Annotated in this window: 29 protein-coding genes; 4 read left to right on the top strand and 25 right to left on the bottom strand. The window is 26.9% G+C overall.

The window, feature by feature from the left end:
* The first annotated feature begins 20 nt into the window (after positions 1-20).
* Complete coding sequence (locus ACZJV1_RS01980; RefSeq protein WP_460289025.1) at positions 21-509, top strand: DUF892 family protein; 489 nt, start codon at positions 21-23, stop codon at positions 507-509.
* 81 nt (positions 510-590) lie between these two features.
* On the opposite strand, the gene ACZJV1_RS01975 is transcribed toward ACZJV1_RS01980, so the two are convergent.
* The 8 genes from ACZJV1_RS01975 to ACZJV1_RS01940 all read right to left on the bottom strand — a co-directional run bounded on the left by ACZJV1_RS01975 (position 591) and on the right by ACZJV1_RS01940 (position 8,114).
* Positions 591-1,643: a DUF4179 domain-containing protein gene (locus tag ACZJV1_RS01975; RefSeq protein ID WP_463651249.1), complete on the bottom strand. Its 1,053-nt coding sequence runs from the start codon at positions 1,641-1,643 to the stop codon at positions 591-593.
* Positions 1,640-2,155 carry an RNA polymerase sigma factor gene (locus ACZJV1_RS01970; RefSeq protein ID WP_463652136.1) on the bottom strand — a complete coding sequence of 172 codons (516 nt, stop codon included), beginning with the start codon at positions 2,153-2,155 and terminating at the stop codon, positions 1,640-1,642. Before ACZJV1_RS01970 ends, ACZJV1_RS01975 begins: the two co-directional genes overlap by 4 nt.
* 372 nt (positions 2,156-2,527) lie before the next feature.
* Complete coding sequence (locus tag ACZJV1_RS01965) at positions 2,528-3,547, bottom strand: sensor histidine kinase (RefSeq protein WP_463651248.1); 1,020 nt, start codon at positions 3,545-3,547, stop codon at positions 2,528-2,530.
* Positions 3,537-4,205, bottom strand: a complete 669-nt coding sequence (locus tag ACZJV1_RS01960) for a response regulator transcription factor (RefSeq protein WP_460289086.1) — start codon at positions 4,203-4,205, stop codon at positions 3,537-3,539. Before ACZJV1_RS01960 ends, ACZJV1_RS01965 begins: the two co-directional genes overlap by 11 nt.
* Before the next feature lie 14 nt (positions 4,206-4,219).
* Positions 4,220-6,271: an FtsX-like permease family protein gene (locus ACZJV1_RS01955; protein WP_463651247.1), complete on the bottom strand. Its 2,052-nt coding sequence runs from the start codon at positions 6,269-6,271 to the stop codon at positions 4,220-4,222.
* A complete protein-coding gene (locus ACZJV1_RS01950; RefSeq protein WP_463651246.1) occupies positions 6,261-7,043 on the bottom strand; it encodes an ABC transporter ATP-binding protein in 783 nt (260 codons plus the stop codon). The genes ACZJV1_RS01955 and ACZJV1_RS01950 overlap by 11 nt, the downstream gene beginning before the upstream one ends.
* Before the next feature lie 122 nt (positions 7,044-7,165).
* On the bottom strand, positions 7,166-7,387 hold the full coding sequence (locus tag ACZJV1_RS01945; protein ID WP_463651245.1) for a hypothetical protein: 222 nt from the start codon (positions 7,385-7,387) through the stop codon (positions 7,166-7,168).
* A gap of 253 nt (positions 7,388-7,640) precedes the next feature.
* Positions 7,641-8,114, bottom strand: a complete 474-nt coding sequence (locus tag ACZJV1_RS01940; protein WP_463651244.1) for a MarR family winged helix-turn-helix transcriptional regulator — start codon at positions 8,112-8,114, stop codon at positions 7,641-7,643.
* A 266-nt stretch (positions 8,115-8,380) separates the two neighbouring features.
* Here ACZJV1_RS01940 and ACZJV1_RS01935 point away from each other — a divergent pair, with 266 nt between their 5' ends.
* Entirely contained in the window at positions 8,381-9,007 is a 627-nt protein-coding gene (locus tag ACZJV1_RS01935; protein ID WP_463651243.1) for an FMN-dependent NADH-azoreductase, read from the top strand.
* A 164-nt stretch (positions 9,008-9,171) separates the two neighbouring features.
* Entirely contained in the window at positions 9,172-10,302 is a 1,131-nt protein-coding gene (locus tag ACZJV1_RS01930) for an MFS transporter (RefSeq protein ID WP_463651242.1), read from the top strand.
* A gap of 88 nt (positions 10,303-10,390) precedes the next feature.
* Here ACZJV1_RS01930 and ACZJV1_RS01925 read toward each other — a convergent pair whose 3' ends face one another.
* The 7 genes from ACZJV1_RS01925 to ACZJV1_RS01895 form a co-directional block, all read right to left on the bottom strand.
* Positions 10,391-10,690 (bottom strand): (2Fe-2S)-binding protein, encoded by a 300-nt coding sequence (locus tag ACZJV1_RS01925; RefSeq protein ID WP_460289018.1) that lies wholly within the window; start codon positions 10,688-10,690, stop codon positions 10,391-10,393.
* Between the two features lie 334 nt (positions 10,691-11,024).
* Positions 11,025-11,267: a hypothetical protein gene (locus tag ACZJV1_RS01920; RefSeq protein WP_463651241.1), complete on the bottom strand. Its 243-nt coding sequence runs from the start codon at positions 11,265-11,267 to the stop codon at positions 11,025-11,027.
* Positions 11,268-11,503: 236 nt separating this feature from the next.
* Positions 11,504-12,289: an ABC transporter ATP-binding protein gene (locus tag ACZJV1_RS01915; RefSeq protein WP_463651240.1), complete on the bottom strand. Its 786-nt coding sequence runs from the start codon at positions 12,287-12,289 to the stop codon at positions 11,504-11,506.
* 10 nt (positions 12,290-12,299) lie between these two features.
* Complete coding sequence (locus ACZJV1_RS01910; RefSeq protein WP_463651239.1) at positions 12,300-13,322, bottom strand: FecCD family ABC transporter permease; 1,023 nt, start codon at positions 13,320-13,322, stop codon at positions 12,300-12,302.
* Positions 13,315-14,322: a FecCD family ABC transporter permease gene (locus tag ACZJV1_RS01905; RefSeq protein ID WP_463651238.1), complete on the bottom strand. Its 1,008-nt coding sequence runs from the start codon at positions 14,320-14,322 to the stop codon at positions 13,315-13,317. The genes ACZJV1_RS01910 and ACZJV1_RS01905 overlap by 8 nt, the downstream gene beginning before the upstream one ends.
* A 54-nt stretch (positions 14,323-14,376) precedes the next feature.
* A complete protein-coding gene (locus tag ACZJV1_RS01900) occupies positions 14,377-15,321 on the bottom strand; it encodes an ABC transporter substrate-binding protein (RefSeq protein WP_463651237.1) in 945 nt (314 codons plus the stop codon).
* A gap of 110 nt (positions 15,322-15,431) precedes the next feature.
* Entirely contained in the window at positions 15,432-16,277 is an 846-nt protein-coding gene (locus tag ACZJV1_RS01895) for a helix-turn-helix domain-containing protein (protein ID WP_460289011.1), read from the bottom strand.
* Positions 16,278-16,344: 67 nt separating this feature from the next.
* Here ACZJV1_RS01895 and ACZJV1_RS01890 point away from each other — a divergent pair, with 67 nt between their 5' ends.
* Complete coding sequence (locus tag ACZJV1_RS01890) at positions 16,345-17,079, top strand: alpha/beta hydrolase (protein ID WP_463651236.1); 735 nt, start codon at positions 16,345-16,347, stop codon at positions 17,077-17,079.
* A 62-nt stretch (positions 17,080-17,141) separates the two neighbouring features.
* On the opposite strand, the gene ACZJV1_RS01885 is transcribed toward ACZJV1_RS01890, so the two are convergent.
* From ACZJV1_RS01885 to ACZJV1_RS01840, 10 genes are all read right to left on the bottom strand, one after another.
* Positions 17,142-17,306, bottom strand: a complete 165-nt coding sequence (locus tag ACZJV1_RS01885) for a hypothetical protein (RefSeq protein ID WP_322379274.1) — start codon at positions 17,304-17,306, stop codon at positions 17,142-17,144.
* 26 nt (positions 17,307-17,332) lie between these two features.
* Positions 17,333-19,159, bottom strand: a complete 1,827-nt coding sequence (gene glmS / locus ACZJV1_RS01880; RefSeq protein WP_463651235.1) for a glutamine--fructose-6-phosphate transaminase (isomerizing) — start codon at positions 19,157-19,159, stop codon at positions 17,333-17,335.
* Positions 19,160-19,842: 683 nt separating this feature from the next.
* Entirely contained in the window at positions 19,843-20,103 is a 261-nt protein-coding gene (locus ACZJV1_RS01875; RefSeq protein ID WP_411169585.1) for a GIY-YIG nuclease family protein, read from the bottom strand.
* A gap of 95 nt (positions 20,104-20,198) precedes the next feature.
* Positions 20,199-20,834 carry a CatA-like O-acetyltransferase gene (locus ACZJV1_RS01870; protein ID WP_460289008.1) on the bottom strand — a complete coding sequence of 212 codons (636 nt, stop codon included), beginning with the start codon at positions 20,832-20,834 and terminating at the stop codon, positions 20,199-20,201.
* A gap of 263 nt (positions 20,835-21,097) precedes the next feature.
* Positions 21,098-21,550: a hypothetical protein gene (locus tag ACZJV1_RS01865; protein ID WP_411169583.1), complete on the bottom strand. Its 453-nt coding sequence runs from the start codon at positions 21,548-21,550 to the stop codon at positions 21,098-21,100.
* Between the two features lie 220 nt (positions 21,551-21,770).
* Complete coding sequence (gene menA, locus ACZJV1_RS01860) at positions 21,771-22,727, bottom strand: 1,4-dihydroxy-2-naphthoate polyprenyltransferase (RefSeq protein ID WP_463651234.1); 957 nt, start codon at positions 22,725-22,727, stop codon at positions 21,771-21,773.
* Positions 22,728-22,806: 79 nt separating this feature from the next.
* Positions 22,807-23,226 carry a hypothetical protein gene (locus ACZJV1_RS01855; RefSeq protein WP_322412729.1) on the bottom strand — a complete coding sequence of 140 codons (420 nt, stop codon included), beginning with the start codon at positions 23,224-23,226 and terminating at the stop codon, positions 22,807-22,809.
* 71 nt (positions 23,227-23,297) lie between these two features.
* Entirely contained in the window at positions 23,298-24,074 is a 777-nt protein-coding gene (gene ygiD / locus ACZJV1_RS01850) for a 4,5-DOPA-extradiol-dioxygenase (protein WP_463651233.1), read from the bottom strand.
* Between the two features lie 66 nt (positions 24,075-24,140).
* Positions 24,141-24,764, bottom strand: a complete 624-nt coding sequence (locus tag ACZJV1_RS01845) for a DsbA family protein (protein WP_463651232.1) — start codon at positions 24,762-24,764, stop codon at positions 24,141-24,143.
* A gap of 135 nt (positions 24,765-24,899) precedes the next feature.
* Complete coding sequence (locus tag ACZJV1_RS01840) at positions 24,900-25,328, bottom strand: Rrf2 family transcriptional regulator (RefSeq protein ID WP_463651231.1); 429 nt, start codon at positions 25,326-25,328, stop codon at positions 24,900-24,902.
* Positions 25,329-25,392: the final 64 nt, after the last annotated feature.

The following is a 25,392-nucleotide window of genomic DNA, read 5'->3' as shown; positions in this document are numbered from 1 at the left end:
AAAATTGGAGGTGTAGTAATATGGAAATAACATTAACACAAAAGGAAAGATTATTACTTGAAGATCAAAAAAGCCATGAACAAATTTGCATAGAAAAATATACAAATTACGCAAATCAAGCACAAGACCCCCAATTAAAGCAAATATTTAATTTACATGCTCAAGATGAAAGAACTCATCTTGATAGCATTAACCAATTATTAAGTGGCAAAATCCCTCAAATGGGTCAACAACAAAATCAAAATTCAAGTCAGAATATGACTAATCAAAATTCAGCTCCTACTATGAATAATACACAGTCAAATGTGGGAAATGTATCAGATGCTGATATGTGTAAAGACTTAATAATGACAGAAAAATATGTTTCAGGAACTTATGATACTACAATTTTCGAATTTAGAGATACTAGGGTTCGTGATGTATTAAACCATATACAAAAAGAAGAACAAAAACATGGGGAAACCATATTTCAGTATATGGAAAGCAAAGGGATGTATACTCCTCAATAATGGTATATAATATAAAAAAGCAGGTAGTTTTAATCTAGAAACTAATTAAAACTACTTGCTTTTCATATAAAAATTTTATTACTATTTATCTTCTTTTATTAAATCCAATGTTATATCTTTTCCTTGGATATCTTTAACTATCATTTTTAATTTATCTAAATTATCAAATGTAGTTACATCGAACATCATTGAAAGCTTAGCTCCTCCCCCTGGAATATCCTCCATGCTACCCCCACTAAAGTTATAGTACTCATTTCCATTATCATCAGTTATAACAACTTGATTTACTATATTTTCATCTACTGTAGCATTTATATTAAACTTTATAAGCATTCCAGTTGGAAGGACTTCTACAGAGTCAACTTTTACAATTTGATTATTATTTTCAGCTGTATATTTAATTTCTTCTTTATTTTTAATATTCTCATCTAATATTAATTTAAAGTCCCAACTTCCACCTATTTCTTCAATTTTAGTTTGTCCTTTACTACTTTCATTATATAAAGAAATAGAATCTATTCTTAAAGATAATTGATCTATATTAACAAGTTCTCCTTCCCTTGAATACATTATTAAATAATACTTTGTTTCTCCATTATCTTTATTTGAAAGATCTGTATTCCATTCTGATCCAATAAGAAGTGGACTATGAATTCCTTCTTGTAAATGTTCAAAAATAACTCTATCATTATTATCCTTTATATTTAATCCTAATTGTATATCATTAATATCTTTCAATTTATTAATATCATCAAATTTTAAAGTAAATGAAACTGCTATCTTATTTTTATCTGCTACAATATCATCAGCTTTTATGCTTACTCCATTATTTTTTACTTCATTATCTAACGCTTGAATATATCCATTATTTGCTGCCTTTTGAACTCCTTTATCTTTGAAAAAAGAGCTTATACTAGCAAGCACTTTAGGATTAATTGCAATTAAACTAAATACTGATATTGCGATTAATGATGCAATTAATTTCTTATTAAATTTATATACTCTACTTATCTTTTCATTTTCCCCTACTCTAATTTCATCAAAAGTTTCATTTACCTTATTTAATACAGATTGTGGTATTTTAACATCTTTCTTTAATTCACTTTCTATTTTTTTATCAAAATTTATATTCATTTCACATTGCCCCCTAAATTTAAATTAGTTGAACTATTTTTATTATCATCTTTTAAATAATAATCTCGTAATTGTTGCCTTGCTCTACTAAGTCTAGATTTTATGGTTCCTTCTTTTTCATTTAATATTTCACTTATTTCTCGTATATTAAATCCATTAACATAATATAAAATTACAACGATTCTATAAGCTTCATTTAAAGTCTTTAATGTTTCTGTAAATACTAAATTATCCTCAGCATTTTTATAAACTGATAAATTAATACTATTAGAATCATCATAGTAATCATCAACATATACAATCTTCTTATTTCTAGCTATAATATCATTACATTTATTAATAAGTATTCTAACAAGCCATGTTTTGAAATAACCTGCCTCTTTTAGTACACATATATTTTTATAAGCTGATAGAATAGTTTCCTGTATAGCATCTCCAATATCATCATCTGAATTTAATCTAGTTTTAGCAACCTTATACATATCTTGAATATACTCATTAATTATTTTTATAAATGCTTCTTTATCTTCTTTTTATGCTCTTTTTATCATTAACTCCATCTATTTACCTCCTGTAACTAGTACCCATATGCGCATATGTTTTTTGTTACATATATTAGACCTTAAGATTATAGAAATGGTTGCATAAAAATATGAGAAAGAATATTCTTTAATTATCCCTTCTCATTATATATTTAAAATTAGTTTTGAGCTTACAACTATTTCCCCAAGTAATGTTATAGGGTAAACTATTAATATAAAACTTATTATAAATACTAAGGCTTCCTTTAATGTATAAGCTATCTTAACATTTAAAAATTTATTAAGCATAAAAAAACTATACATTTCTTTAAATTAAGACGTATAGTTTCATAATTGATTTTATTACTTTATATTTGGAAAAATAAATTTTATAGAAAATCCTTTATTTATAATTGAATCAATTTCTATACCTATTTTCATTAAGTCACAATATTTCTTAACTAAATATAGCCCTATTCCTGTTGATTTCTTTACATTATTATAATTTCCTGTAAACCCTTTATCAAAAATAAATGGTATATCTTGTTCTTCTACGCCAACTCCATTATCTTTAACTTCAAGATATACTCTCTCATTTTCTTTACATATTCCTGATTTTATCCAAATATATTTTTCTTTATCTTTTGAATATTTTAAAGCATTTTCTATAACTTGAGATAAAATAAATTTCATAGTTCTTTCATCTGTAACTATACTTTTATTTTCAACTTCAATTTCTAAATTCACATTATTTTCTTTAATTAAGCTATTTAAATCCATTATTACATCACCTGTAATTTCATTAATATCACTTTTTTTAAGTTGAAAATTTATATGTGAAGATTGAAGTCTTGCATAATATAAAATAAGGTCTAAATTAGAACTAATTCTATGAATGATATGGCTAAATCTAGCATGCACTAAAGGCGACATTTCATCCTTTCTATTTTCAAGTAATAAGGTTCCTAAATGAATTGGAGTTTTTATCTCATGAATCCAGCCATCTATTAAATCTTCATACTCCAAATATCTTTCTTCATTTTCTTTTATAGATTTTTCTAAGCTTCTTAATCTATCCCCAATATTTTTTATTGGATCTATATAATTTTCATTAAAAATATTTAAGAGCTTTCCTTCATTTTCTTCGCTTGGTTCATATAAAAATTTTTCAAAATAAACTTTTTGTTTATTTATTTTATTTCCTTCAAAAAGCAATCCAATTAAAATAACTATTAAAGTAAAAAGAATCATTACACCAACTAGAATTTTAAAGTTCTTTGGAGAAACTAGCCATATCATAAAAATAAAAAATAAGTTTGTTAATATTAAAAGGAAAATCCATGTTCCTGATTCTATAAAACTTTTCTTAAGTTTATTCTTCATTTAATTCCTCCATTTTATATCCAATCCCTCTAATTGTTGTAATGATATTATCTAATTTAATTTTAGATAAGCTTTTTCGTAGTCTTGTCATATTAACCTGAAGAATATTTTCATCAACAAAATCTTTTGTTCCCCAAAGTTCAATAAATAAATCTTCCTTTTTTACTATATTAGGATAATTAATCATAAGAGCTCGAAGTATTTTCCCTTCATTCTCTGGAAGTATTATAGAATTATCTACGTATTTAGCTTCATAAATTCTCTCATCTAAAATCAAATTACCAACAGAAATAATATTCATAATTTTTCCATACATCTTAATTATTTTTTCTGCTCTTGCAATTATCCTATCTGGATGACAAGGCTTGGTTAAATAATCATCTGCACCTAAATCTAATGCATGTAACTCATCTTTCATTTGATTTCTAGATGTAAGTATAAGAACTGGAAAAGATGTTCTTTGCTTTACTGATTTACATATTTCAAACCCAGACATTCCTGGTAAATTCAAATCTAAAACTATTAAATCAGGATTAGATTTTTTTATATCTTCTAAAGTATTATTAAAATTTGTTATGCTTTCTACTACATATCCTCTCTTTTCAAAAATACTTTCAAGTTCTTCTCTAATATATAAATCATCTTCTATTATTAACACCTTTTCCAAGCCACTTACCCCCTATTGAATGAATTTAATGAATTTATTTCTTTATAACTTGTTCTATCAATTATTTTTATATAAATAAGTTCTACTATAACTAACATTATAATTATAACAGAAGCTATCGGCCCAATATATACCAATAGTTTTTTACTTTCCTCATTTAAAAAACTATTAAACATTGCCCATATTCCAAATATTGAACTTATTAAAGAAACTCCTATAACTAATCCAAAAAATATTCTTACTTGAGATTTTGCAGATTTAAATACTTCTGATTTTTTTGCCCCTAAATTCAATAGGATTTTGTATCTTTCTTTTGTAGAACTAAGTTGTATTAAGAACTTAATACCAATCATTGTATTTCCTATTATTAAGAATATAATTCCTAAATATAAAGTTAAATAACTACCTGCTACAATATAAAACAGATTTCTTCCCATACCTTGTAAATAACTCTCATATTGTAATCCACTTTGAGATAAAATTTCATTAACTTCACTTATAGCTTGCATTAACCCATTCTCTTCTACCAAATTATTATTTATATTTAAATTCCAAATTGAAGGTTCTCTATTTTCTACAAGCCTCTTATATAAATCCTCCGAAACAATAAATGCATTTGATAGAGTTATAGTTCTATCAGCTACAATATTATCTACATAATACTCATTAACTAAATCATATTTTTCTCCTTGAATCGTAATATATGGATTACCTTTTAAAACTTCCTTTATAAAATCTTCAGAGTAAAATCCTGCATTAGAATAAAAGGCAACTTCATTATTTTCTAAAATAAGATTTTCTTTTCCTGATGCTTTTCTCATATTATTAAAAGATTCTAAAGAAATTAGATAAGGATAATTATCAGGTGTTAAATACTGCAATATTGAATACTTACTCTTTGATTCTGGCATTTTTTCTATTTCTTTTCTAAATCCTTCCCAAGAAAATTCTAATGCTTTGCTATCATCTGAATGAAGTGATGTTCTCATATTTTCTAAATAAACAGGATAATAATTTTCTACATAAGAATTTAAATCTAAAGAATTTATAGTTTCCTTAACTTCCTCTTCAGAAGCTGTTATTGAAAAATCTACTGTTCTATTAGTATTATCTTGCCTTGATATAGCTACAGATGAACCAAAAGCAATACATATCATTGATAACAAAACTAGTAAAGAAGAAAAGGCTAAAGTATTTGATTCAAAAAATATATTTTCTTGAATTTGTCTCATTGTAAATGTGAATAATCCACTAGATTTCTCTGACTTTTTATTTAATCTATTTCCAATTAAAGCACTAATTCCTTTAAAGAACATAAAAGTCCCAGTAATTCCTGTAACTAAAACTATAAGAGCAACAACTAAATTTAAAGATTTTAAAAGAAAAATAGCAACTAAGTAAGCTATTACTAATAAAACGCTTCCTATAATTAAATAAATCCATCTAGATTTTTCAGAGGAAATAACTTGTTTTTTAGAACTATCCTTCTTTATTAAATCAAGGGGTTCTTTCTTAGCTATAGATATACTTAATAAAAGCATAGCTATAATTTGTACTAACAAAAACCCTATAAAAGTTCCTATAATTCCCATATATGAAAATTTGAATTGATGTCCTATAATACCTATTCCAATTATTTTTATAGTAGCTAAACTTATTAGCTCAGTTAAAAATAAAGCTATTGGTATTCCTATTAGAAGAGAAATCAAACTATTGTATATTGTTTCACCCATAAGTAATCCAAAGATTTTTCCTCTTCTCATACCTAACATTTGATACATTCCAAACTCTCTTTTTCTTCTTTCTAAATGATACCTACTAGAAAAATAAATTAAGAAAAATAGGAAAAATAAAGATACTACATATACAAGCTTAATTAAAACCATTAGCTTTTGAATTCCATCACTCTCCATAGTTTTTAAAAAGCTAATTACATCTTGATCTTCTAAAGAAAGTAAAACATAAAAAGATACTATAGCTACAATTAAAGAACCAAAATACAATCCATTTTCTTTTCTACTCTTCTTTGCATTTTTTAAAATATGCTTAAAGAACATTTGCACTTCCTCCTCCTAATTGAGCCATTACCATTAAAATCCTTTCATAAAAGTCCTCTTGACTCTCTTTTTCTTTATTTCTTCTAAGCTCATGAAAAATAACTCCATCTTGTATAAATAAAATTCTTGAACAAAAACTCGCTGCATTAGCATCGTGAGTAACCATTAAAATAGTTGATTCATTTTCTTTATTTATAAGCTCAAGCTTACTCATTAGAGATTTAGCATTTTTCGAGTCCAAAGCTCCTGTTGGTTCATCAGCTAATACAATTTCAGGATTAGTAATTAAAGCTCTAGCTGCTGCAACCCTTTGTTTTTGTCCTCCTGACATTTCATTTGGATATTTATTTAAAACAGATTCAATATCTAATTGACTAACTATTTTTAATAACTTTTCCTTAGCTAACTCATAACTTATATTGTGAATAGACAAAGGTAAAATAATATTTTCTCTGGCTGTTAAATTATCTAATAGCTCGAAATCTTGAAATAAATAACCAATTTTATTTCCTCTAAAATCAGCTAATTTACTTCCCTTAAAAGAACAAATATCTTCCCCATTTAATAAAACCTTACCAGAAGTAGGCTTTAACATAGTGGAAATACAATTAAGCAAAGTTGTTTTGCCAGATCCACTTGCTCCCATTATTCCTAAAAACTCACCCTTTAAAACATCAAAAGTAATTCCCCTTAAAGCTTCAGTCTTGCTTTCATTACTTCCATATACCTTCTTAATATTTTCAACCTTTAATAATTTATCATTAATATTCATTTATTTTCCCTCCCACTCTTCTTATATATAATTCTAATAAAGAGTAGTTTAAATTTAAACTTACACTTAGTGTAAGGTTCTAGTTTTAAAGCAAAAATCATAAAAAAACTAGAGAATAATCTCTAGTCTTTATATTTTTCTAAAATTTGAAGTCCTTTATTTGTTAAGGTTGAGCTTTTTAAAGAATAGGAACCAGATAATATTATTCCTCCCTTTATATAGTCATTATCATATAAATATCTTAATAATTGCCTAAATTCATACTCTTGCATAGCATATAATTTTTTACCATTATCTAAAGTTTTATTGTTTATTTCTTTTAATAAGCTATATAAAATTTTCATCCCCCCCTTTACAAATCTAGTAAAATGTTATAGTGTGTTGCTACTATAAATTAAACAAAAATATTTTTCAATTTAATTATTATAACTATTTTCATACTTATTTGTGATATGGTTCTCCTTATCACAAATAAGTGATAGTTTTATATTATTTAACTCTAAGGATTAAAAGTGTTAGGTTTTCCCACTCTCCTTGCATATATCCCAAAATCCTACTGCCCATACCTTAAAGTTAATATTTTGAAGCATTCTATATTTACCAAACCGGTCTTAACTTCGATGGCAATTTACCTCCACTGGTTTCATAAACTAATTTAGTTAAATCTTCTTTAATCATTTGCATTCGCTCGGTACCTATATTCTCACTCCAACGTTGCTCAATTTCATTTAATATCTCATCTTTTACTTTCATTACTGCGGAGCCTCGTTCCGTCAAAACAATAATTTTTCCTCTCTTATCAGTAGGGTGAGTTTTGCGTATTACATAATTATTTTTTTCAAGATAATCTATTATTTTACTCACAGCTTGCTTTGTAATTCCTAAATACTCAGCTAATTCTATACCTGTTGCCCCATCAGGGCTAATACAACTAAAAATAAAGCCATGTACAGGTCTAATATCTTCAAATCCCAATTCCATCAATCTGTCATGTAATTCGTTAATAGATGTACTAAATGATAATAAAAAAAGTGATGTAAGATCTAATCCGTTAAATGCTTGATGATTCATATATACCCCCTTAAAAGTCAATTAAGTTGACTTTTTCTTATTTTTATTATACTATATTCAATATAGTCAATCAAATTGACTATATTGTTTTTGCTATGAAAGAACCAGACTAACTAAAAAATCAATAAACTAAAATAGTCAAGTAGATTTTATTCTCTTTAATTTTTTTCTAATCTACTTAAGGTGTACATAATAATAACAATTACAATACATATTTTAAATGATTCATATAGCAACGTAATATGAATTAATAGGAGGAAAAGAAAATGACAACAGTTTTATTTGTAAAAGCAAACAATCGTCCTGCTGATCAGGCGGTTAGTGTAAAATTATATGAGGCTTTTTTAGCAAGCTATAAAGAATCACATCCAAATAATACAGTGATAGAACTTGATTTATACAATGAAGAATTGCCATATGTAGGAGTAGATATGATTAACGGTACTTTTAAGGCTAGCAGAGGACTTGAGTTAACAGAAAATGAAGCAAAAGTAGTTGCTGTTGCTGATAAATATTTAAATCAATTCCTTGCGGCTGATAAAGTTGTATTTGGATTCCCACTATGGAATTTAACAATTCCAGCGGTACTACATACATATATTGACTACTTAAATCGTGCTGGAAAAACATTCAAATATACACCTGAAGGTCCAGTGGGTCTTATTTCTGATAAGAAAATTGCATTATTAAACGCAAGTGGTGGTGTATATTCTAAAGGTCCAACATCTGAAATGGAAATGGCAGTTAGATATGTATCAAACATGATGGGCTTCTTTGGAGTAAAAGATATAGAGACAGTAGTAATTGAAGGACACAACCAATCACCTGATAAAGCCGAAGAAATTATTTCTTCTGGACTTAACAAAGCTATTAAACTAGCAAGTACATTCTAAGTAAGAAAATACTTGTCAATCTCTATAGCAGTACTAATACTTTTATAAAGTATGTACTGCCTTTTTATTTGCTTACCATGCTATTTGGGAGTAATAATAACCCAATTGCTGTGAGCTTTTCATTTTCAATTTATTAAAATAAAAGAAAGCGAGGTTTCAATGTAATGGAACGTTTATGGACAAAAAGCTATATAAAGCTGACAATTACAGCAATACTGCTATTTAGTGGTTTTTATTTACTAATGCCAACACTACCTATGTTTATTAAAGAATTAGGTGGAAGTGAATCTCAGGTTGGATTTATTATTGGAGTATTTACAATTTCTGCAGTAATTATTCGTCCTCTTATTGGAGGATTAATGGATAAATATGGCCGACGAGTATTTATAATAAGTGGGCTATTATTTTTTGCAATTACAATGTATTTTTATAATTTAGTGATAGGAATTGTTTTCTTAGTTATTTTACGTATCTTACATGGAGTTAGTTGGGCAATAGCTACTACTTCTATAGGAACAGCTGTAACTGATGTTATTCCAGAATCCCGTCGTGGAGAAGGAATGGGATGGTATGGACTTTCAATGACTTTAGGTATGGCTCTTGGACCAATAGTAGGCCTTTGGGTAGCAGAATCATTTTCATTCAATTATCTGTTTGTACTATGCACAGTATTAGCACTTATTGCATTTATTCTTGCATTTAGTACAAAAATTCCAGTAATTAAACATACACATAAAAGTAAAATATCATTTTTTGAAAAAGAATTTTTACCGATGGCTATTGTTACATTTTTCCTATCAATAACTTTTGGTGGAATTACAACATTTTTACCACTGTTTGCGGCAAAAATTCAAGTTAATGCTGGTACATTTTTCTTAGTCTATTCTATCACGCTAGCATTAATTAGACCAATTACCGGAAAAATATCTGATAGATATGGAGAAGATCTCATTATTGTTCCTGCACTTTTCATACTAATTATAGCACTATTAGTCTTAACATTCACAAATGGAATTGTTGGACTAGTTATTACAGCTGTTTTATACGGAATTGGATTTGGATCAGCACAACCTGCTCTTCAAGTAGCTACTCTACGATTAGCTAAACCTGAAAAAATAGGAGTAGCTAACGCTACATTTTTTACTGCCTTTGATTTAGGGATTGGTTTTGGATCTATTATTCTAGGATTTGTTTTACAACTCATAGGATATAAACTGTTATTTATTGTTTGTGCTACATCCGGTTTTATCAGTCTATTAATTTTTATTTTCTTTGTAAAAAAGACATTAAAATAGTTACAGTTTATTATTTATAATTCTAAAATAATAACCCTCGACAATACATTTCTGTACTTTCGAGGGTTTCATGGTAAAGGTAAAGTAATTATCTTTTATTTTCTATGATATTTGATATAATACCTTGACATCTTCCACAACCTGTACCTGCTTTAGTAACTTCTCCAACTTTTTCAACAGTATCTGCTCCATTTTTTACTGCTTCTACAACTGTATCTATTGATACAGATTTACATTTGCATACGGTTTTTATAAGAGCTTCTACTTCTTTAAGCTCTTCTTCATTTTCAATAACTATATCAGATATTTCTTTAAGTTCTTCAATAGTTCTAGCTCCTTGTACTTGAGCCTTTCTAACTTGTAAGTATTTACTCATTTCTAGTGTCATATGTATTTCTCCTCATATTTAAATTTATTGTTTAATATATTAATTCCATAATCTCATTATGTAACAATATATTTTAATGCTATATAATATACTTAATATTAATATTTTATAAATATTAATATTATAATCAACTTAATTGACTATATTATATATAATACAATATAATTCACATGAGGTCAACTTAATTGACTTTATTTAAGAAGGTGTTATGTATGAATCTTTCTTTGATTTTGCTTTCTCATATTATTTATTTTTAATTTCATAACTTGAATTATCTACCGTCCCTAACACTATCAACTTTTTCTGATATATCTTCTTATAATTAAAACTTCTGTTAAATAAAATTTTTTTTAAAACTATACTTAAATTTATATACATTCTCCATATCTAAATATGCTTTATTATCTCTCGTAACTATTAATACGCCTTCTCTAAGTAGTATTTTAGTAGTACGTGAGTATTTAATTTTTAACTCATTGTAATCTATAGCTTTTTCTTCGGATACCACATTAGCCTTTATAAACTTATTGATACATATATTTTGTTTTAATGTAATAGTTTCAGCTCCAAATGCCATTTTACTTCTCCTTTTAAATTATATTGCTATTGATTCTTCAAATAACTGAATTAATGAATTTTCTTGAACTTTAATATCATAAAATTTTATATCTTTATTAATTAAAAAACTTATTATCTCGTAGAGTTGACTCTCATATTCAAAACTAATAGTTTTATCATTTATAAAAAATAGAGAATGGATATAATGAAATTAGAGAAAGCATCCATTTACCTTGGATGCTTTCTTTAATTTCATTATAATAGCTCATAATTTAAACATAAAGGAACATTATAATTTTCATTTGTTATAAGTTCCGCATCTATATTATAAATATCTTTTAATACTTTCTTATTCATTATTAAATTTGGCTTATCTTTATAAAGTATTTCTCCATCCTTCATTGCTACAATAAAGTCAGAATACTTTGCTGCATGATTTATATCATGTAAAACCATAACTATTGTACATTGATGTCTTTCATTTAGGTTTTTTACAATATTAAGCACCTCAAGTTGATGAGACATATCTAAAAAAGTAGTTGGTTCATCTAATAATAATATATCTGTTTCTTGAGCCAATGCCATAGCTAACCAAACTCTTTGTCTTTGACCTCCTGACAAATCAGATAATTCTCTATCTCTAAAATCAATAGTATTTGTTACTTTTAGTGCCCATTCAATTTTATCTTTATCTTTACTAGATAATTTATTTATATTAGTTCTATGAGGATATCTTCCATAAGAAACTAACTCTTCAACTTTTAACTGAGAAGGCGCAGTAGGATTTTGAGATAATATAGCTAATTTTTCTGCTATTTCTTTACTATTCATATCATTAATATTTTTATCTAGAAGAAATATTTCTCCTTTTTCTTTTTTAAGTATCCTACCTATGCTTTTTAAAAGAGTTGATTTCCCACATCCATTAGAGCCAATAATACTAGTTATTTTTCCTTTTTCAAGACTAAGGTTTAACTCTTCTATTATTATTTTTTTATCATATCCTATTTTTAAATTCTTTATATTAATAGCATTTTTCATATCTTACCTCTTATGATTTGTATAATAAATATATAAAATAAGGAATTCCGATTATAGATATCACTATTCCTACAGCTAATTCTGATGGTGCAAAAACAGTTTTAGCAATAAAATCTGATAATATTAAAAGAAAAACTCCAACTAAAGCAGTTACTGGCATAAGTTTTCTATGCTTTATACCTACTAATTGCCTAGCTATGTGAGGTGCCATTAACCCAATAAATCCAATATTTCCAGCAACACACACACAAGAACTAATTAGCCCAACACATGCAAATAATAATTTTCTTTTTTCTTTCTCTAAATTTATACCTAAACTAACTATACTACTTTCTTCTAGTTGAAAATAATCTAGTAAATGAACTTTCTTATAAAGATAGAATCCTAAAATTATTATCCAAGGAAGCATCATATAAATAAAACTCCAATTTGCATTATATATTGATCCTGCTTGCCAAATAGCTGCAAATTCAAAATCTGAAGCATTCATTTTCATAGAAAAAAGCATTGAAATAGCTGAGAATCCACTATTTACTGCTATACCAGTTAAAATAAGTCTTTGCATATCCATCTTACTATTATTTCTTGAAAATAATAGTATTAATATTGCAGCTAAAATACCACCTATAAACCCAAATATAGGCATAGCGAAGATGCTGAAGAAATTACTTCCATCAGATACTGATGAATTAAAATTAACAAAATACATATATATAATTACTGCTGCACTTGCACCAGAATTTATTCCTAATATTCCTGGATCAGCTAATTCATTTTTTGTAATTCCTTGAAGAAAAAGACCAGCTATTGATAATCCTATTCCGATTAATACAGATATAATTATTCTTGGAAGTCTAAATTCAAATACTACTAACCTGAATTTTTCATTATCATTTAAATTAAATAGTGTTTGAAACACTTCAATTACACTTATATTAAACATCCCATTAGTTAAATGTAAATAAAAAGCAGATAATATTAGTAGAAGCAGTACTATTATCACAAAAGAATATTTAAGTTTTTTCTTATGCATTTTTTGAGCCTCCCTTAGTTTTTATCATATATAAAAAGAAAGGTACACCTATAATAGCTGTTACAGTTCCAATAGGTGTTTCAAATGGATATTCTATGTATCTACTTAATAAATCACATAATCCTAAAAAGAAGGCTCCTCCAATTAAGGAATAGGAAATAATATATTTATAATCATGTCCTACTAAAAGTCTTATTATATTAGGTATTACTAACCCAACAAAAGCAATCTTTCCAACTAATGCAACAGAAGTAGCTGTAAGTAGTACTACTGATCCCATAGATAAATATTTTACTATATTTGTTCTTTGCCCTAAGCTAATAGCTATATCTTCTCCTAGTGAGCTTATAGTAATATCCTTAGCTATTATTATTGCTATTAAAATTCCAATAACGCCTATTGGAATTATCATTTTTAATAAATCATTATTTACAGTATGAACTTTTGTATTATACCAAGCTGAAATAGTTTGAGACACTTGAAAGTACATTGCAATAGTAGATCCTAAACTACTTAAAAAACTACCTACTATTGTTCCTATAATGGCAAGCCTAACAGGTGATAGACCATTTTTTATTGATGAACCTATTCCTAATACTAATAAGGCTCCAACTATAGACCCAATTATTGAAACTAAAATTAAACTTCCATTTGAAAGCCCTGGATAAAAAACCATAGCTATGGTAATAAAAAAAGCTGATCCATCATTTACTCCCATTAATGAAGGCGAGGCTAAGTAATTTCTTGTTATTCCTTGCATAATTGCTCCAGCAACTGCTAAAAACCCTCCAACAACTAATACAGCAATAGCTCTTGGTAACCTATTATTTTTTATTATTAAATGATCTACATTATTTTCATCAAATTTAAATATAGCATCATAAACCACTTCTTTTGGTATATCTTTAGTTCCCATCCTAACAGATAAAATAGTCACGCTAATTATTCCTACTATACATATTATAAATATTAATAAAAACTTTTTATTAAAACCCTTCATATTTGTCCCCTTAAAAAATTATCCAGTCATAATTATATGACTGGCATAATTTTGTTATTTTAATAAATTATCTACAACCGCATCTAGGAACCTAACTTTTGACCAAGCTGTTCCTCCTTGAGCTAAAGGATCAATAGTATTAACAAATACTTTATTATTTTTAGAAGCTTCTATACCTTTAAATATAGGATTTTCTAATAACTCACTTAAAGCTTTAGGTGCATCTGAATTCTCTGAATCATCAAATTGTAGAAAAATTGCATCTGGATTCATTTCTGCTAAAGTCTCTAAAGTTAATTCAGCTTGTGCTTTTGCCTGAGTAACTACTTCAGGAACCTTTAGACCTAAATCATTATATAAAATTGGATTTAAATATACACCTTCCGGATATACATACATTAATCCACGTCTAATCCTAATAACTAAAACATTTTTATCTTTATATTCATTTGAAAGTTTTTCTTTAGTCTTTGAAGCTTTTTCCTCATAATCTGAAATTATTTTATTACCATCTTCAACTTTATCTGTTATTTCTGCTAATGCTAAAAGATTATCTTTCCAGTTAGCTGATATGTGTGAGTATGGTAATGTTACTGCTATCTTATTTAACTTAGTCATCGTTTCCTCTCCAAACTTTGAAGTTCCCACAATGACATCAGGATTTAAGCCTAAGATAACTTCTGAATTAGGATTCATTTTATCCCCTATTAAAGTTGCATCTTTAAAGTCTTCTTCTAAATATTTAGGTACCTTGCCAGCAACATCTAATACTCCTACTGCTTCAACTCCTAAAGTTGCTGCATCTTCCATTCCTTCTAAGCTTGCAAGAACTACATTCTCAACCTTTTTATCAAAAGAATATTCTTTACCTAAATAATTTATTGTAAATGCTGTATCTTTATTTTCTGCATCATTTTTTTCTGAAGAACCTTTCTCAGTACAAGCAGTTAAGCTTACTAATAAAACTGTTGATAATAATAATGTTAAATATTTTTTCATAGCAATCCCCCATTGTTATTGATAATCATTTTCAATTCATAATTATTTTAGCAAAATCTTATGAAATGTAAAATGGACTTTCGGGATATTTTTTTGTACTTTTGCCGAATCTACTTCTTAATTATTATACTTGTAACAACATTATTATTAATCTCTCTATATTTTCTAGGGCATATCCCTACATTTTTTTTAAAAGTTTTACTAAAATAAAAACAATCATTATATCCAGTCATATCAGCTATCTCAGAAATTGTATAAGAAGAAAATTTTAATAATCTTTTAGCTTCTTTTAATCTATATTCTGTTAAGTATTTTACAGGCGACAATCCTGTAACCTCTTTAAAAACATCACTAAACCTTCTTCTATCTATTTCTAAAATATCTGATATTTCACTTACTGTTATTAATTCATTAAAATTTTTATTTATATATTCAATTCCTTTATTCACCAGCTTTAATTTATCACTATATTGTGACACTCTTACATTCTTTATTAGTGAATTTATTAAATTTATAAAATCTACTTTACAGGAAAATTTTGAGTAATTATCTGGACTTAATGATTTATCAGTAATAGTTTCACAATACTTTAATAAAGATAGCCTGTCCTCAATTTCTAAATAAAAAGATTCTTTTTCTATGTTTTCGAACTTTTCTGTAGTCAAAATATTTTTATAATGAACTACATAGTATTCTATACCTAATTCCTCTGTTTCAACTTTTATATTCATATTTGATCCACAGTGCAGTATTGTATTTTTATTTAAACTATATTTTTTATCATTTACAGAAAATGAACATTCTCCTCGTACAGGTATTACTATTCCACATAAATTTTTTGCAGTTTTTCTATTAATATCTTTTTCTTTAGGAGGTAAACTGCTCTTAAAAATATCAACAAACTCCATAGAATTTTCAGAAAAATATTCAATTAACCAATTAATACTTCGTTTCATAATCGTTGACCTTTTCCTTTTGTTATTTTATACTTATTACTAAATCTTAGCACAAGGGGGTAAATTTATGAATAATTTTAAGATAAAATCGAATTATACTAATAATTTTTATGATATTAATTTCTATCTTCCAGAAGAATCAAAAACTAATAATTTACCATTAATAATAGTCCTAGACGGTGGAAATTGTTTTGAAATAGTTAAATCTTGTGTAAAACAACAAGGTCAAGTACACGTTAAAACTGGAGTTAGGCCTTCAATAGTTGTAGGTATATTTCATCAAGAATTTGAAAAGAAAGAAAAAAGATTTTTAGACTTTACAGCCCCAGCAGAAAAATACTTCGTAGATGAAAAAAGAAAATTTATGATACCAGATAATCTTGGAGGTAGTGAGAATTTTAATTCTTTTATAGAAAAAGAACTTCTACCAATAATTGAACCTAATCTTAACTTTGATAAAAATAATATTACTATAATTGGCCATTCTTTAAGTGGATATTATGTATTATGGAATTTATTAAAGGGCTCAAATATATATAAAAATATAATTTCCTTTAGTCCTTCAGTGTGGTGGAATGACTATGAACTTTTAAGCTTCCCTAACTTAGAAAATAGCGAAAAGAATATATTTATAGGTGTTGGAGAAAAAGAAGGTTATATGGTTGAAGGAGCTCAAAAAATATACGATAAAATTAAAAGCTTTAATAATAACTGTGATATCTATATTGCACCAGAAGAAAATCATGGTTCTGTAGTAGTTACTAGTATAAGTAGGGCTCTTAGATATATTTTTTCACTTTAATAAAAAAACTGCACACTCATCCACTAATGGTGAGAGTGTGCAGCCTTATATTATACTTATTACTAAATTTCTTTAGACAGCTTTTCTAAATCATCTATTATTACTTTTACTAAATCTAACTTTCCTTTAGCATAATCTTTATCATCTAGCCAATCCATTCCTAATTCTAATGCTTTTTCAGTTTCTTTGTATTCATTTAATAAAGTATTAATTAATTCTTGACTCATAATTATTTATCTCCTTTATAATAAATTTATTCAACAGTAACTGATTTTGCTAAGTTACGAGGCTTATCTACGTCACAGCCCTTTTGCTTAGCCATATAATATGATATTAATTGAAGTGGAACTACTGATAATACTGGTGTTAATAAAGAGTTTGTCTTTGGAATGTATATTACATCATTACAAACTTCTTTAGCATCATCATCTCCTTCATTTGCTATTGCTAAAACTCTTGCCCCTCTTGTAATTACTTCTCTGATGTTACTTATCATCTTATCTTTTAATCTGTCTTCTGTTAATAAAGCTATTACTGGAGTTCCTTTTTCTATTAATGCTATTGGACCATGCTTTAATTCTCCACCAGCATAAGCTTCTGAATGAATATATGATATTTCTTTTAATTTTAAAGATCCTTCTAATGCTACTGCATAATCTAATCCTCTTCCTAAGAAGAAAAGATCTTTATCCATATAATTTTTTGAAGCAAATTTTTGAAGCTCATCTTTTCTTTCTATTATTTCTTTTACCTTTTCTGGTAAGTTTAATAACTCTTCTTTAAGACTTTCTGATAAATCATTATTTAATGTTCCCTTAACTTCTCCAAAGTATATTCCTAAAATATACATAGCTATTAATTGTGTTTCATAAGCTTTTGTTGAAGCAACTGCTATTTCTGGACCAGCCCAAGTATAAACAACATGATTAGCTTCTCTTGAAACTGAACTTCCAACAACATTTGTAACTGCAAGAACCTTTGCTCCTATTTTCTTAGCATCTCTAAGAACTGCTAATGTGTCAGCTGTTTCTCCTGATTGACTTACAACTATTAATAATGATTTTTCTGTTATTAATGGATCTCTATATCTAAATTCTGAAGCTATATCAACTTCAACTGGTATTTTAGCTAATTTTTCTATAATAGTTTTTCCAACTAAACCTGCATGGTAAGCTGTTCCACATGCTACTATAAATACTCTATCAAAAGCTTCAAGTTCTTCTTTTGTAAGATTTATATTCTCTAATTGTATAGGTGAATTCTTTAAAACTCTTGATGTTAATGTATCTTTTATTGCCTTTGGTTGTTCATGAATTTCTTTTAACATGAAATCTTCATATCCACCTTTTTCAGCTGCATCAACATCCCAAGTAACATGGTAAATTTCTTTATTTATAGTTTCTCCATCTTCTGTTTTTATTTCTATTCCATCTCTATTTATTATTACAAACTCTTTGTCCTCTAATAAATAAATATCTCTAGTATGGTTAAGAACTGCAGGTATATCTGAAGCTATAAAGAATTCTTCTTTACCTAATCCAACTATTAATGGACTGTCTTTTCTAACTGCAATTAGTTTATCAGGTTCATTTTTGCAGATAACACCTATAGCATAGCTTCCTTCCATTTTAGTTGTTGCCTTTGTTACAGCTTCAAATAAATCACCTTTGTAATAGTAATCTATTAAATTAGGAATAACTTCTGTATCAGTTTCTGAATAAAATTCATATCCCTTCGTTTTAAGCCATTCTCTTAATCTCATATAATTTTCTATTATTCCATTATGAACAACACTTATTGTTACGTTCTCATTTGTATGAGGATGTGAATTTATATCAGACGGTTCTCCATGAGTCGCCCATCTTGTATGTCCTATTCCTATAGTTCCATTTAAAGGACTCTGCTTTAAATTATCGTCTAAATTCTTTAAACGTCCTTTAAACTTTCTTACTTTAATATCTCCATCTTCTAATATAGCTACTCCTGCTGAGTCATATCCTCTATATTCAAGTTTTGATAATCCTTCAACTAATATTTCAGACGCTTGTTTCTTTCCTACAAATCCAACTATTCCGCACATATATTTTCTTCCTTCCTTTTCTTCAACTGTATTTTTAATTATTAATGCTAATAAAGAATTTACTTCTTTATTGAAGGTTTTAACACCAAGCTAATGTTGTCCTGTAAATCACTTTACAGTTTTATTAGCTGTTAACGGTAGTGTGCATACCGTGGGGCACCCGCCGAAGTATCGATACTCCCCAACCTCGTCAACTTAAGTGAGCCTCCAAATTTTACATTTGGCAAGGTGAACTTACTCCTTGGAATGAATATGAGAAGGAGTTTCCTTTTTCCCTTTAAATCTAAAATATTATTAAATCTATTTTAAACAGGAAACTCAACTCCTTTTAGTCGTTGAGTAAGTTCCACCAACCAAATCGTAGATTCGGGGTGTCACTTAAGTTCTGGCGCTTTAATATTATTAATTAATTTTCATCTCCTTTAATAGCAATTTTTAACACTATATTTTATGCATATAAAATTAAAAGCTACACTAATTCTATCATATTTTTTCCTAAAATCAATGATTTTTATTTAAATTCAATTAATTTTAGCTATTTATTCAAACTACTTTATTATTTCTTTAGTTTACTCCTGTTTACTCCTATTAATAACTATACATGTAGATGTCTAGACATATATCTTTATACTATTTGTAATTTCTAATATAAAAATAGCAATATAAGACTCATTAACATAGTTTTATATTGCTACACTTTTATTAAAATATTCTATTAAATTTAGCTTCTCTTTTCTAGACAACTTCTTTATTTCACATTCTCTTTTCATTGCATCTTTTTTATTATCAAATTCTTCAAAATATACAATCTCGACTGGAAGCCTAGCTCTTGTATATTTGGCTCCTTTTCCATTATTATGAGTTTTAAGTCTTTTGTCTAAATTGGTTGTCCACCCTGTATATAAAGTATTATCTGAACATCTTAATATATATACGTAATTCATTTTCTTCTCCTAATATTATTTAATGTTATTATCAGCTAAGTTATATAAACGTACTCATATAAGTAAATTATACATTGAATAATATTATTTATATACTATAAATGTATTTCTGGATTATCTAATATTTCTTGAATTGTGTTAAAGTATTGTCCAACATGCATACCATCGGCTAAAGCATGATGCAACTGAATAGACAATGGCATTTTAATTTTTCCGTTTTCCTCAAAATATTTACCCCATGCTATTCTTGGAATGCTATCAACAGGATTCATATGAATTGGCTGAGTTATACTGGTAAATGAAATCCAAGGAATACTTGTAATATATAAGACATTATCACAACCTGGCTCGTCTTCCATAACTACAGTCTTCTTTATTTTCTCCATTTCCATTAATGTATTGATTTTAAAATCATTAAATCCATCTATAAATTTTACCTTGCAAAAACTAAATACTTCACTTTCAGTCATTAAAGTAAAGGAGGGATCTATAGTTTCATGCTCAATTACCTTATCTTTTCTTATCCTAAATCGAAACTCTTTTATATTATTTGCTGTTTTTGTGGCAACATACAAAAATGATATAAAAAACGGTATTTCATTTTCCTTAATGTATCTATAAAATTTTGTAATATCAACATTCCCACAAATACTAAAATGTGGATAGTCAAGTTCCTTAAAATGATTATAGTGCTTTTTTCTATTCCAATTTTCCATATCTATAAACTTCATTATATATCACTCTCCATGAAAATATTAGTATGTAAATCTCTTAATATTATCTTTCTGTTAACTAAATCGCATTACATTTTATGTAAATTATAACATAAATATATTCTTACTGACTAATTATTTCGATAAAAGTAATTTTAAATAAGATATAAATAAACTTATATTAAAAACGCTATTAATTAATATTCATATATACATAATAATAAAACAATAGGGCTAATCCAACTTAGAAATTGCTTTCTATTTTAGAGTAGCCCCTTAACTTATTTCTTTAGTGTTTCTTCTATCTTATTTTTCATTTCTGTAATTTTTTCTTTGCTTACATCAACACCTTGTCTAATTGCAGTATCATATTCATTAGATAATTTCTCTAAATTATCTACAGCTTCATTTAAATAATTGTCCTCTACTGAGCCTTTTACAGAATTTAATTTATTATTAAAGTCAGTTTTAAATTTTTCCCACTCCTCAGGATTAAGTTTTTCCTTTTGCTTTTCTACCTCATCCTTTAAACTTACATATAACTCATTTATATAAATTTTACCAGATTGCAACTTACTATCTGTATCTGATTGTGGTGTAGTTTGATCAGGATTTGATTGGTCACTTGATTGTGGTTTTGTATTATCTATTGCTGGCTTATCTATATTTTTCTGTTTACATGAAACTAATCCTATACTAAAAACTATCATTAATCCAATTATTATTTTCTTCATATAAATCTCTCCTTTCTAGCTTTAATTTTATTTTTCCTTTAAATTTATAAATTATGCTATGAAAAGTTTTATATGGATTAATCACTATATTTTTATTTAGATCCTGTTATGCAGTTTTCTCTAATGCATCTTTTAATTTAAAATGAAGGCAATAACATTTAAGTTACTGCCTTTTTATTATAAGTTTTTGATATGCATTTTAGAATAATTTCATATTATTCTAAATATAAGATAATAGTAATCCTAATATTATGGTTACTAAATATACTACATTAGTAGCCACAAAGTTCTTTACTGCTAATATAAAAGTATCCTTCTTAGTTTGAATTTTATTAAACTTATTTATATTTTCTTGTACAACTTTTAAGACTAATAAAGTAACTATTGAAACTATAGGTAATACTTTAAGTAATACCCCTATTATTATTGCTATAAAACCAATATAATAAAGCCATTTAAATACCTTTAACGCATTCTCTTTACCAATATATATTGGAAGCGTGTACCTTTCATTTACTATATCTTCCTCTATATCACAAATATTATTTGCAAGCATTATATTTGATATTCCCATAATAGCTGGTAAGCTTATTAATAATATATAAATTAATTCAATTACATTAAAGCTAAGACTTATATTTTTAAAATTTGAAATATTAATTGATAATATTCCTAAATCAAATATATGTATATATATAGTTAAAAATGTTATTATAAATCCCATTGTTAATCCTGAGAATATTTCTCCAAATGGTGTTCTTGATATAGGAATTGGGCCAAATGAATATGTAATCCCTATAATAAAAGAAACTATTCCAATTAATAAAACTATTATATTAGTGTTTTTTACTAATAATAATCCTAATCCAGAAGCTACAACAAGCATAATATAAATAGTTAATCTAACTATTCTTGGATTTAATTTATCTCTAACTATAGCGTTATGAGTTTCATATCCATAGCCTTCTTTTTTAATAGCTTTTTTATAATCCATATAATTGTTAATTGCAGTAGTAGTCATATCGAATATAATCATTGATAAGAACATTATAATTGCATTTTTAATATTAAAATTATCGTATCTGTACATAGTGTAAAAAGTTCCTAATAAAAATGGAATTACACTTGCTACTTTAGTTTGTATTTCTACTAACTTTAAAAAGCTTTTTATATTCAAAAATATTCCTCCTTAAAAGCATTTTAAATATAGGACTTTTTAATTTATTTAAAAAATAAAAAGGGGCTATGCCTCCTTTTTACTTCAAAAATGCTTGTGCTTCTAATCTAACTGCTTCTTGATTTTCTTCATCGTATTCTGAATGCTTATAAAAATATTCTGCCATTTGGAATCTCTTAACTCTTGAGATGTTAAGTTCTTCTGCTAAGCTATCTAAAAATCTAACTTCTGACATTTCATATTCTGCATCTGCTAATGCAACTCTAGTTAACTCAAAAAATACTATATTTATTATTCTCTCACCAGCATTTTTTAAAGTTTGTATAGTTTCTTCATGTGTAACCTCTTCTAACTCAAAGTCTTCTAGGCTCATTTCTTTTAAAGCTCTCTCAATTAACTCTCTTTCCTGTTTCTCTATTTTATCATCAACTAAAGCAAATTCTATAAGTAAGTTGATATATGCTGTTCCTATCTCTTTATTAAGTTCATTTAAAAACATATCCCCATCCTCCTTTGTTTTTGTTATATGTATTATATCACACTTTAATTGTGTAGAAAATAAACTTATTGTTAACCTATCTTTATGCACCTCATAGACATAGAACCATGTTGTATACTTTCATGAATAAACTCTACTTTATCATTTTCTTCTTGTAATCCTGCTATATATAGTAATGGTAAATAGTGTTCATCTGTTGGAACTGATAATTCAGCTTCGACTCCATTTTTTTTATAGTCTATCAAGCTCTTATGATCTCTATTTTTAATTGCTTCTGCAATATCATTGTCAAACTTTATAGCCCAATCAAAAGGTTCTGAATACATGTCATAATTCATTTCTCTTAAGTTATGAACTATATTTCCACTAGCTATTATAAGAATTCCCATATCTCTAAATTTTGATAATTTCTTTCCTATTTCATAATGTTGTTCTTCATTTAATAATCCATTTATGCTTATTTCAAATGTTGGTATATTAGCATTAGGATACATATATTTTAATACTCCCCATGCAGCATGATCCAATCCCCATTCATCTGTAAGCATTGCTTTATTATCAACCAATTCTTTAGCAACTAACTCAGCATACTCTTTACCTCCATCAGGATTATATTTTATATTATATAATTCATCTGGAAATCCATAAAAATCATAGATTTGCTTTGGTTTATTACTGTAGGTTAAATAAGTTCCTCTTGTCTTCCAATGTGCTGAAATTATCATTATTGCCTTTGGTACTTCTAAACTCTTTCCTAATACTTTTAATGCTTCTGTATAATCATTATCTAATATCACATTCATAGGGCTTCCATGTGAAAGAAATAGAACTGGCATTTTCTTATTCATATTATTTTCCTCCTTATTTATAATTTTATTAATAAGATCTAAGTTAGATCATCTTTTATTTATCATCTATATAGATAGTATTTTGTCTAATTCTTCAAAGCTACTGTAACCTTGTGCTATTATTGTTCCTTTATTACCTTCTACCATAATAACAGTTGGAAAACTCATTGCTCCCATTGAAGCTACCATATTAAAAACTGAGTAAGTTTCATTTGTTAATTCTTCTGATAAAAATTTCTTTTCAAACTCATCTTTATCTATTCCAAACTCTTCTGCTATTGTAGTATATATTTCTAAGTTATTAGGATCGTTTCCTTCAATAAAGAATGATTCTTGAATCTTTTTAAGAAAATCAAATGTAATATCTTTCTTCAGCTGTTGTGCTAAAACTACAGCTTTTGCTCCAGGTAAACTATCTAAAACTATATTTTTATTACCTAACACATTTTCGTTAAATTCTTCTCCGAACTTTCTTCCTGTTAATCGCTCTATATTTATATTATGGCTCTTTATATAATTTCCTAAATCATCATTAATAACCTTAACATTTTCGTCTATCCACATTCCTCCTGGTAAAATTACAAAATCATATTTATCAGTGTATTTTTCTTGTATTTCAGTTATTACATTACTGAAACCATAGCACCAACCACACATTGTATCCATAATATAATATATTTTTTTCTTCATATTTACTTATTCCTCCTAAATTCAAATATTTTTTAAATAGTAACTATATAAACTTTGAATATTCTTTATATAATCTCTTAAACAATTTCGTTGTAACTACAGAAGTTACAACTACTATAAAAAAATAGAATATATTTATTCCATCTTTTTAATTAGTCCTTCAACTATATCCCTCATAGTAACACTTTTTAAAACATTTTCCATGGCATCTTGAGCTTTAAAAAGTATAATCTCTAATACAAGCTGAATATTAGCACCGATTGGACACTTAGGATTAGGATTTTCATGCATTTGAAAAAGCTGACCTTCTTCAACAACATCAACTGCTCTATATACATCTAATAAAGAAATTTCTTCTATATCTTTTAAAAGATATGCTCCTCCACTTCCTGGATTTACACTAACTATACCAGCTTTTTTTAACATACCCGTGACTCTTCTTATAATTACTGGATTAGTATTTACACTTTCAGAAATCCATTCTGAAGTACATAATCTATCTTTTTCTATAGATATTATTGATAGTATATGAACAGCTACAGAAAATCTGCTACTTATTTTCATAATAACCCCTCCTGTTGTAACTATTATAGTTACAACTAAATAAAATGTCAATATATTATTTACA

It is taken from the genome of Clostridium sp. LS3 (assembly GCF_055330225.1).
Note: the sequence above shows the minus strand (reverse complement) of the source record. Positions and strands in the feature narration are given on the sequence as shown.

Excerpts from the sequence above, each read along its gene's own strand:
- ACZJV1_RS01975 (WP_463651249.1), bottom strand. The coding sequence starts at position 1,643 with ATGAATATAAATTTTGATAAAAAAATAGAAAGTGAATTAAAGAAAGAT.
- ACZJV1_RS01900 (WP_463651237.1), bottom strand. The coding sequence starts at position 15,321 with ATGAAAAAATATTTAACATTATTATTATCAACAGTTTTATTAGTAAGC.
- ACZJV1_RS01950 (WP_463651246.1), bottom strand. The coding sequence starts at position 7,043 with ATGAATATTAATGATAAATTATTAAAGGTTGAAAATATTAAGAAGGTA.
- ACZJV1_RS01895 (WP_460289011.1), bottom strand. The coding sequence starts at position 16,277 with ATGAAACGAAGTATTAATTGGTTAATTGAATATTTTTCTGAAAATTCT.
- ACZJV1_RS01885 (WP_322379274.1), bottom strand. The coding sequence starts at position 17,306 with ATGAGTCAAGAATTAATTAATACTTTATTAAATGAATACAAAGAAACT.
- ACZJV1_RS01925 (WP_460289018.1), bottom strand. The coding sequence starts at position 10,690 with ATGACACTAGAAATGAGTAAATACTTACAAGTTAGAAAGGCTCAAGTA.
- ACZJV1_RS01980 (WP_460289025.1), top strand. The coding sequence starts at position 21 with ATGGAAATAACATTAACACAAAAGGAAAGATTATTACTTGAAGATCAA.
- ACZJV1_RS01935 (WP_463651243.1), top strand. The coding sequence starts at position 8,381 with ATGACAACAGTTTTATTTGTAAAAGCAAACAATCGTCCTGCTGATCAG.
- ACZJV1_RS01855 (WP_322412729.1), bottom strand. The coding sequence starts at position 23,226 with ATGTTTTTAAATGAACTTAATAAAGAGATAGGAACAGCATATATCAAC.
- ACZJV1_RS01945 (WP_463651245.1), bottom strand. The coding sequence starts at position 7,387 with ATGAAAATTTTATATAGCTTATTAAAAGAAATAAACAATAAAACTTTA.
- ACZJV1_RS01865 (WP_411169583.1), bottom strand. The coding sequence starts at position 21,550 with ATGAAGAAAATAATAATTGGATTAATGATAGTTTTTAGTATAGGATTA.
- ACZJV1_RS01840 (WP_463651231.1), bottom strand. The coding sequence starts at position 25,328 with ATGAAAATAAGTAGCAGATTTTCTGTAGCTGTTCATATACTATCAATA.
- ACZJV1_RS01870 (WP_460289008.1), bottom strand. The coding sequence starts at position 20,834 with ATGAAGTTTATAGATATGGAAAATTGGAATAGAAAAAAGCACTATAAT.
- ACZJV1_RS01915 (WP_463651240.1), bottom strand. The coding sequence starts at position 12,289 with ATGAAAAATGCTATTAATATAAAGAATTTAAAAATAGGATATGATAAA.
- ACZJV1_RS01845 (WP_463651232.1), bottom strand. The coding sequence starts at position 24,764 with ATGAAGAAAAAAATATATTATATTATGGATACAATGTGTGGTTGGTGC.
- ACZJV1_RS01905 (WP_463651238.1), bottom strand. The coding sequence starts at position 14,322 with ATGAAGGGTTTTAATAAAAAGTTTTTATTAATATTTATAATATGTATA.
- ACZJV1_RS01940 (WP_463651244.1), bottom strand. The coding sequence starts at position 8,114 with ATGAATCATCAAGCATTTAACGGATTAGATCTTACATCACTTTTTTTA.
- ACZJV1_RS01910 (WP_463651239.1), bottom strand. The coding sequence starts at position 13,322 with ATGCATAAGAAAAAACTTAAATATTCTTTTGTGATAATAGTACTGCTT.
- ACZJV1_RS01965 (WP_463651248.1), bottom strand. The coding sequence starts at position 3,547 with ATGAAGAATAAACTTAAGAAAAGTTTTATAGAATCAGGAACATGGATT.
- ACZJV1_RS01930 (WP_463651242.1), top strand. The coding sequence starts at position 9,172 with ATGGAACGTTTATGGACAAAAAGCTATATAAAGCTGACAATTACAGCA.
- ACZJV1_RS01955 (WP_463651247.1), bottom strand. The coding sequence starts at position 6,271 with ATGTTCTTTAAGCATATTTTAAAAAATGCAAAGAAGAGTAGAAAAGAA.
- ACZJV1_RS01890 (WP_463651236.1), top strand. The coding sequence starts at position 16,345 with ATGAATAATTTTAAGATAAAATCGAATTATACTAATAATTTTTATGAT.
- glmS (WP_463651235.1), bottom strand. The coding sequence starts at position 19,159 with ATGTGCGGAATAGTTGGATTTGTAGGAAAGAAACAAGCGTCTGAAATA.
- ACZJV1_RS01875 (WP_411169585.1), bottom strand. The coding sequence starts at position 20,103 with ATGAATTACGTATATATATTAAGATGTTCAGATAATACTTTATATACA.
- ygiD (WP_463651233.1), bottom strand. The coding sequence starts at position 24,074 with ATGAATAAGAAAATGCCAGTTCTATTTCTTTCACATGGAAGCCCTATG.
- ACZJV1_RS01920 (WP_463651241.1), bottom strand. The coding sequence starts at position 11,267 with ATGGCATTTGGAGCTGAAACTATTACATTAAAACAAAATATATGTATC.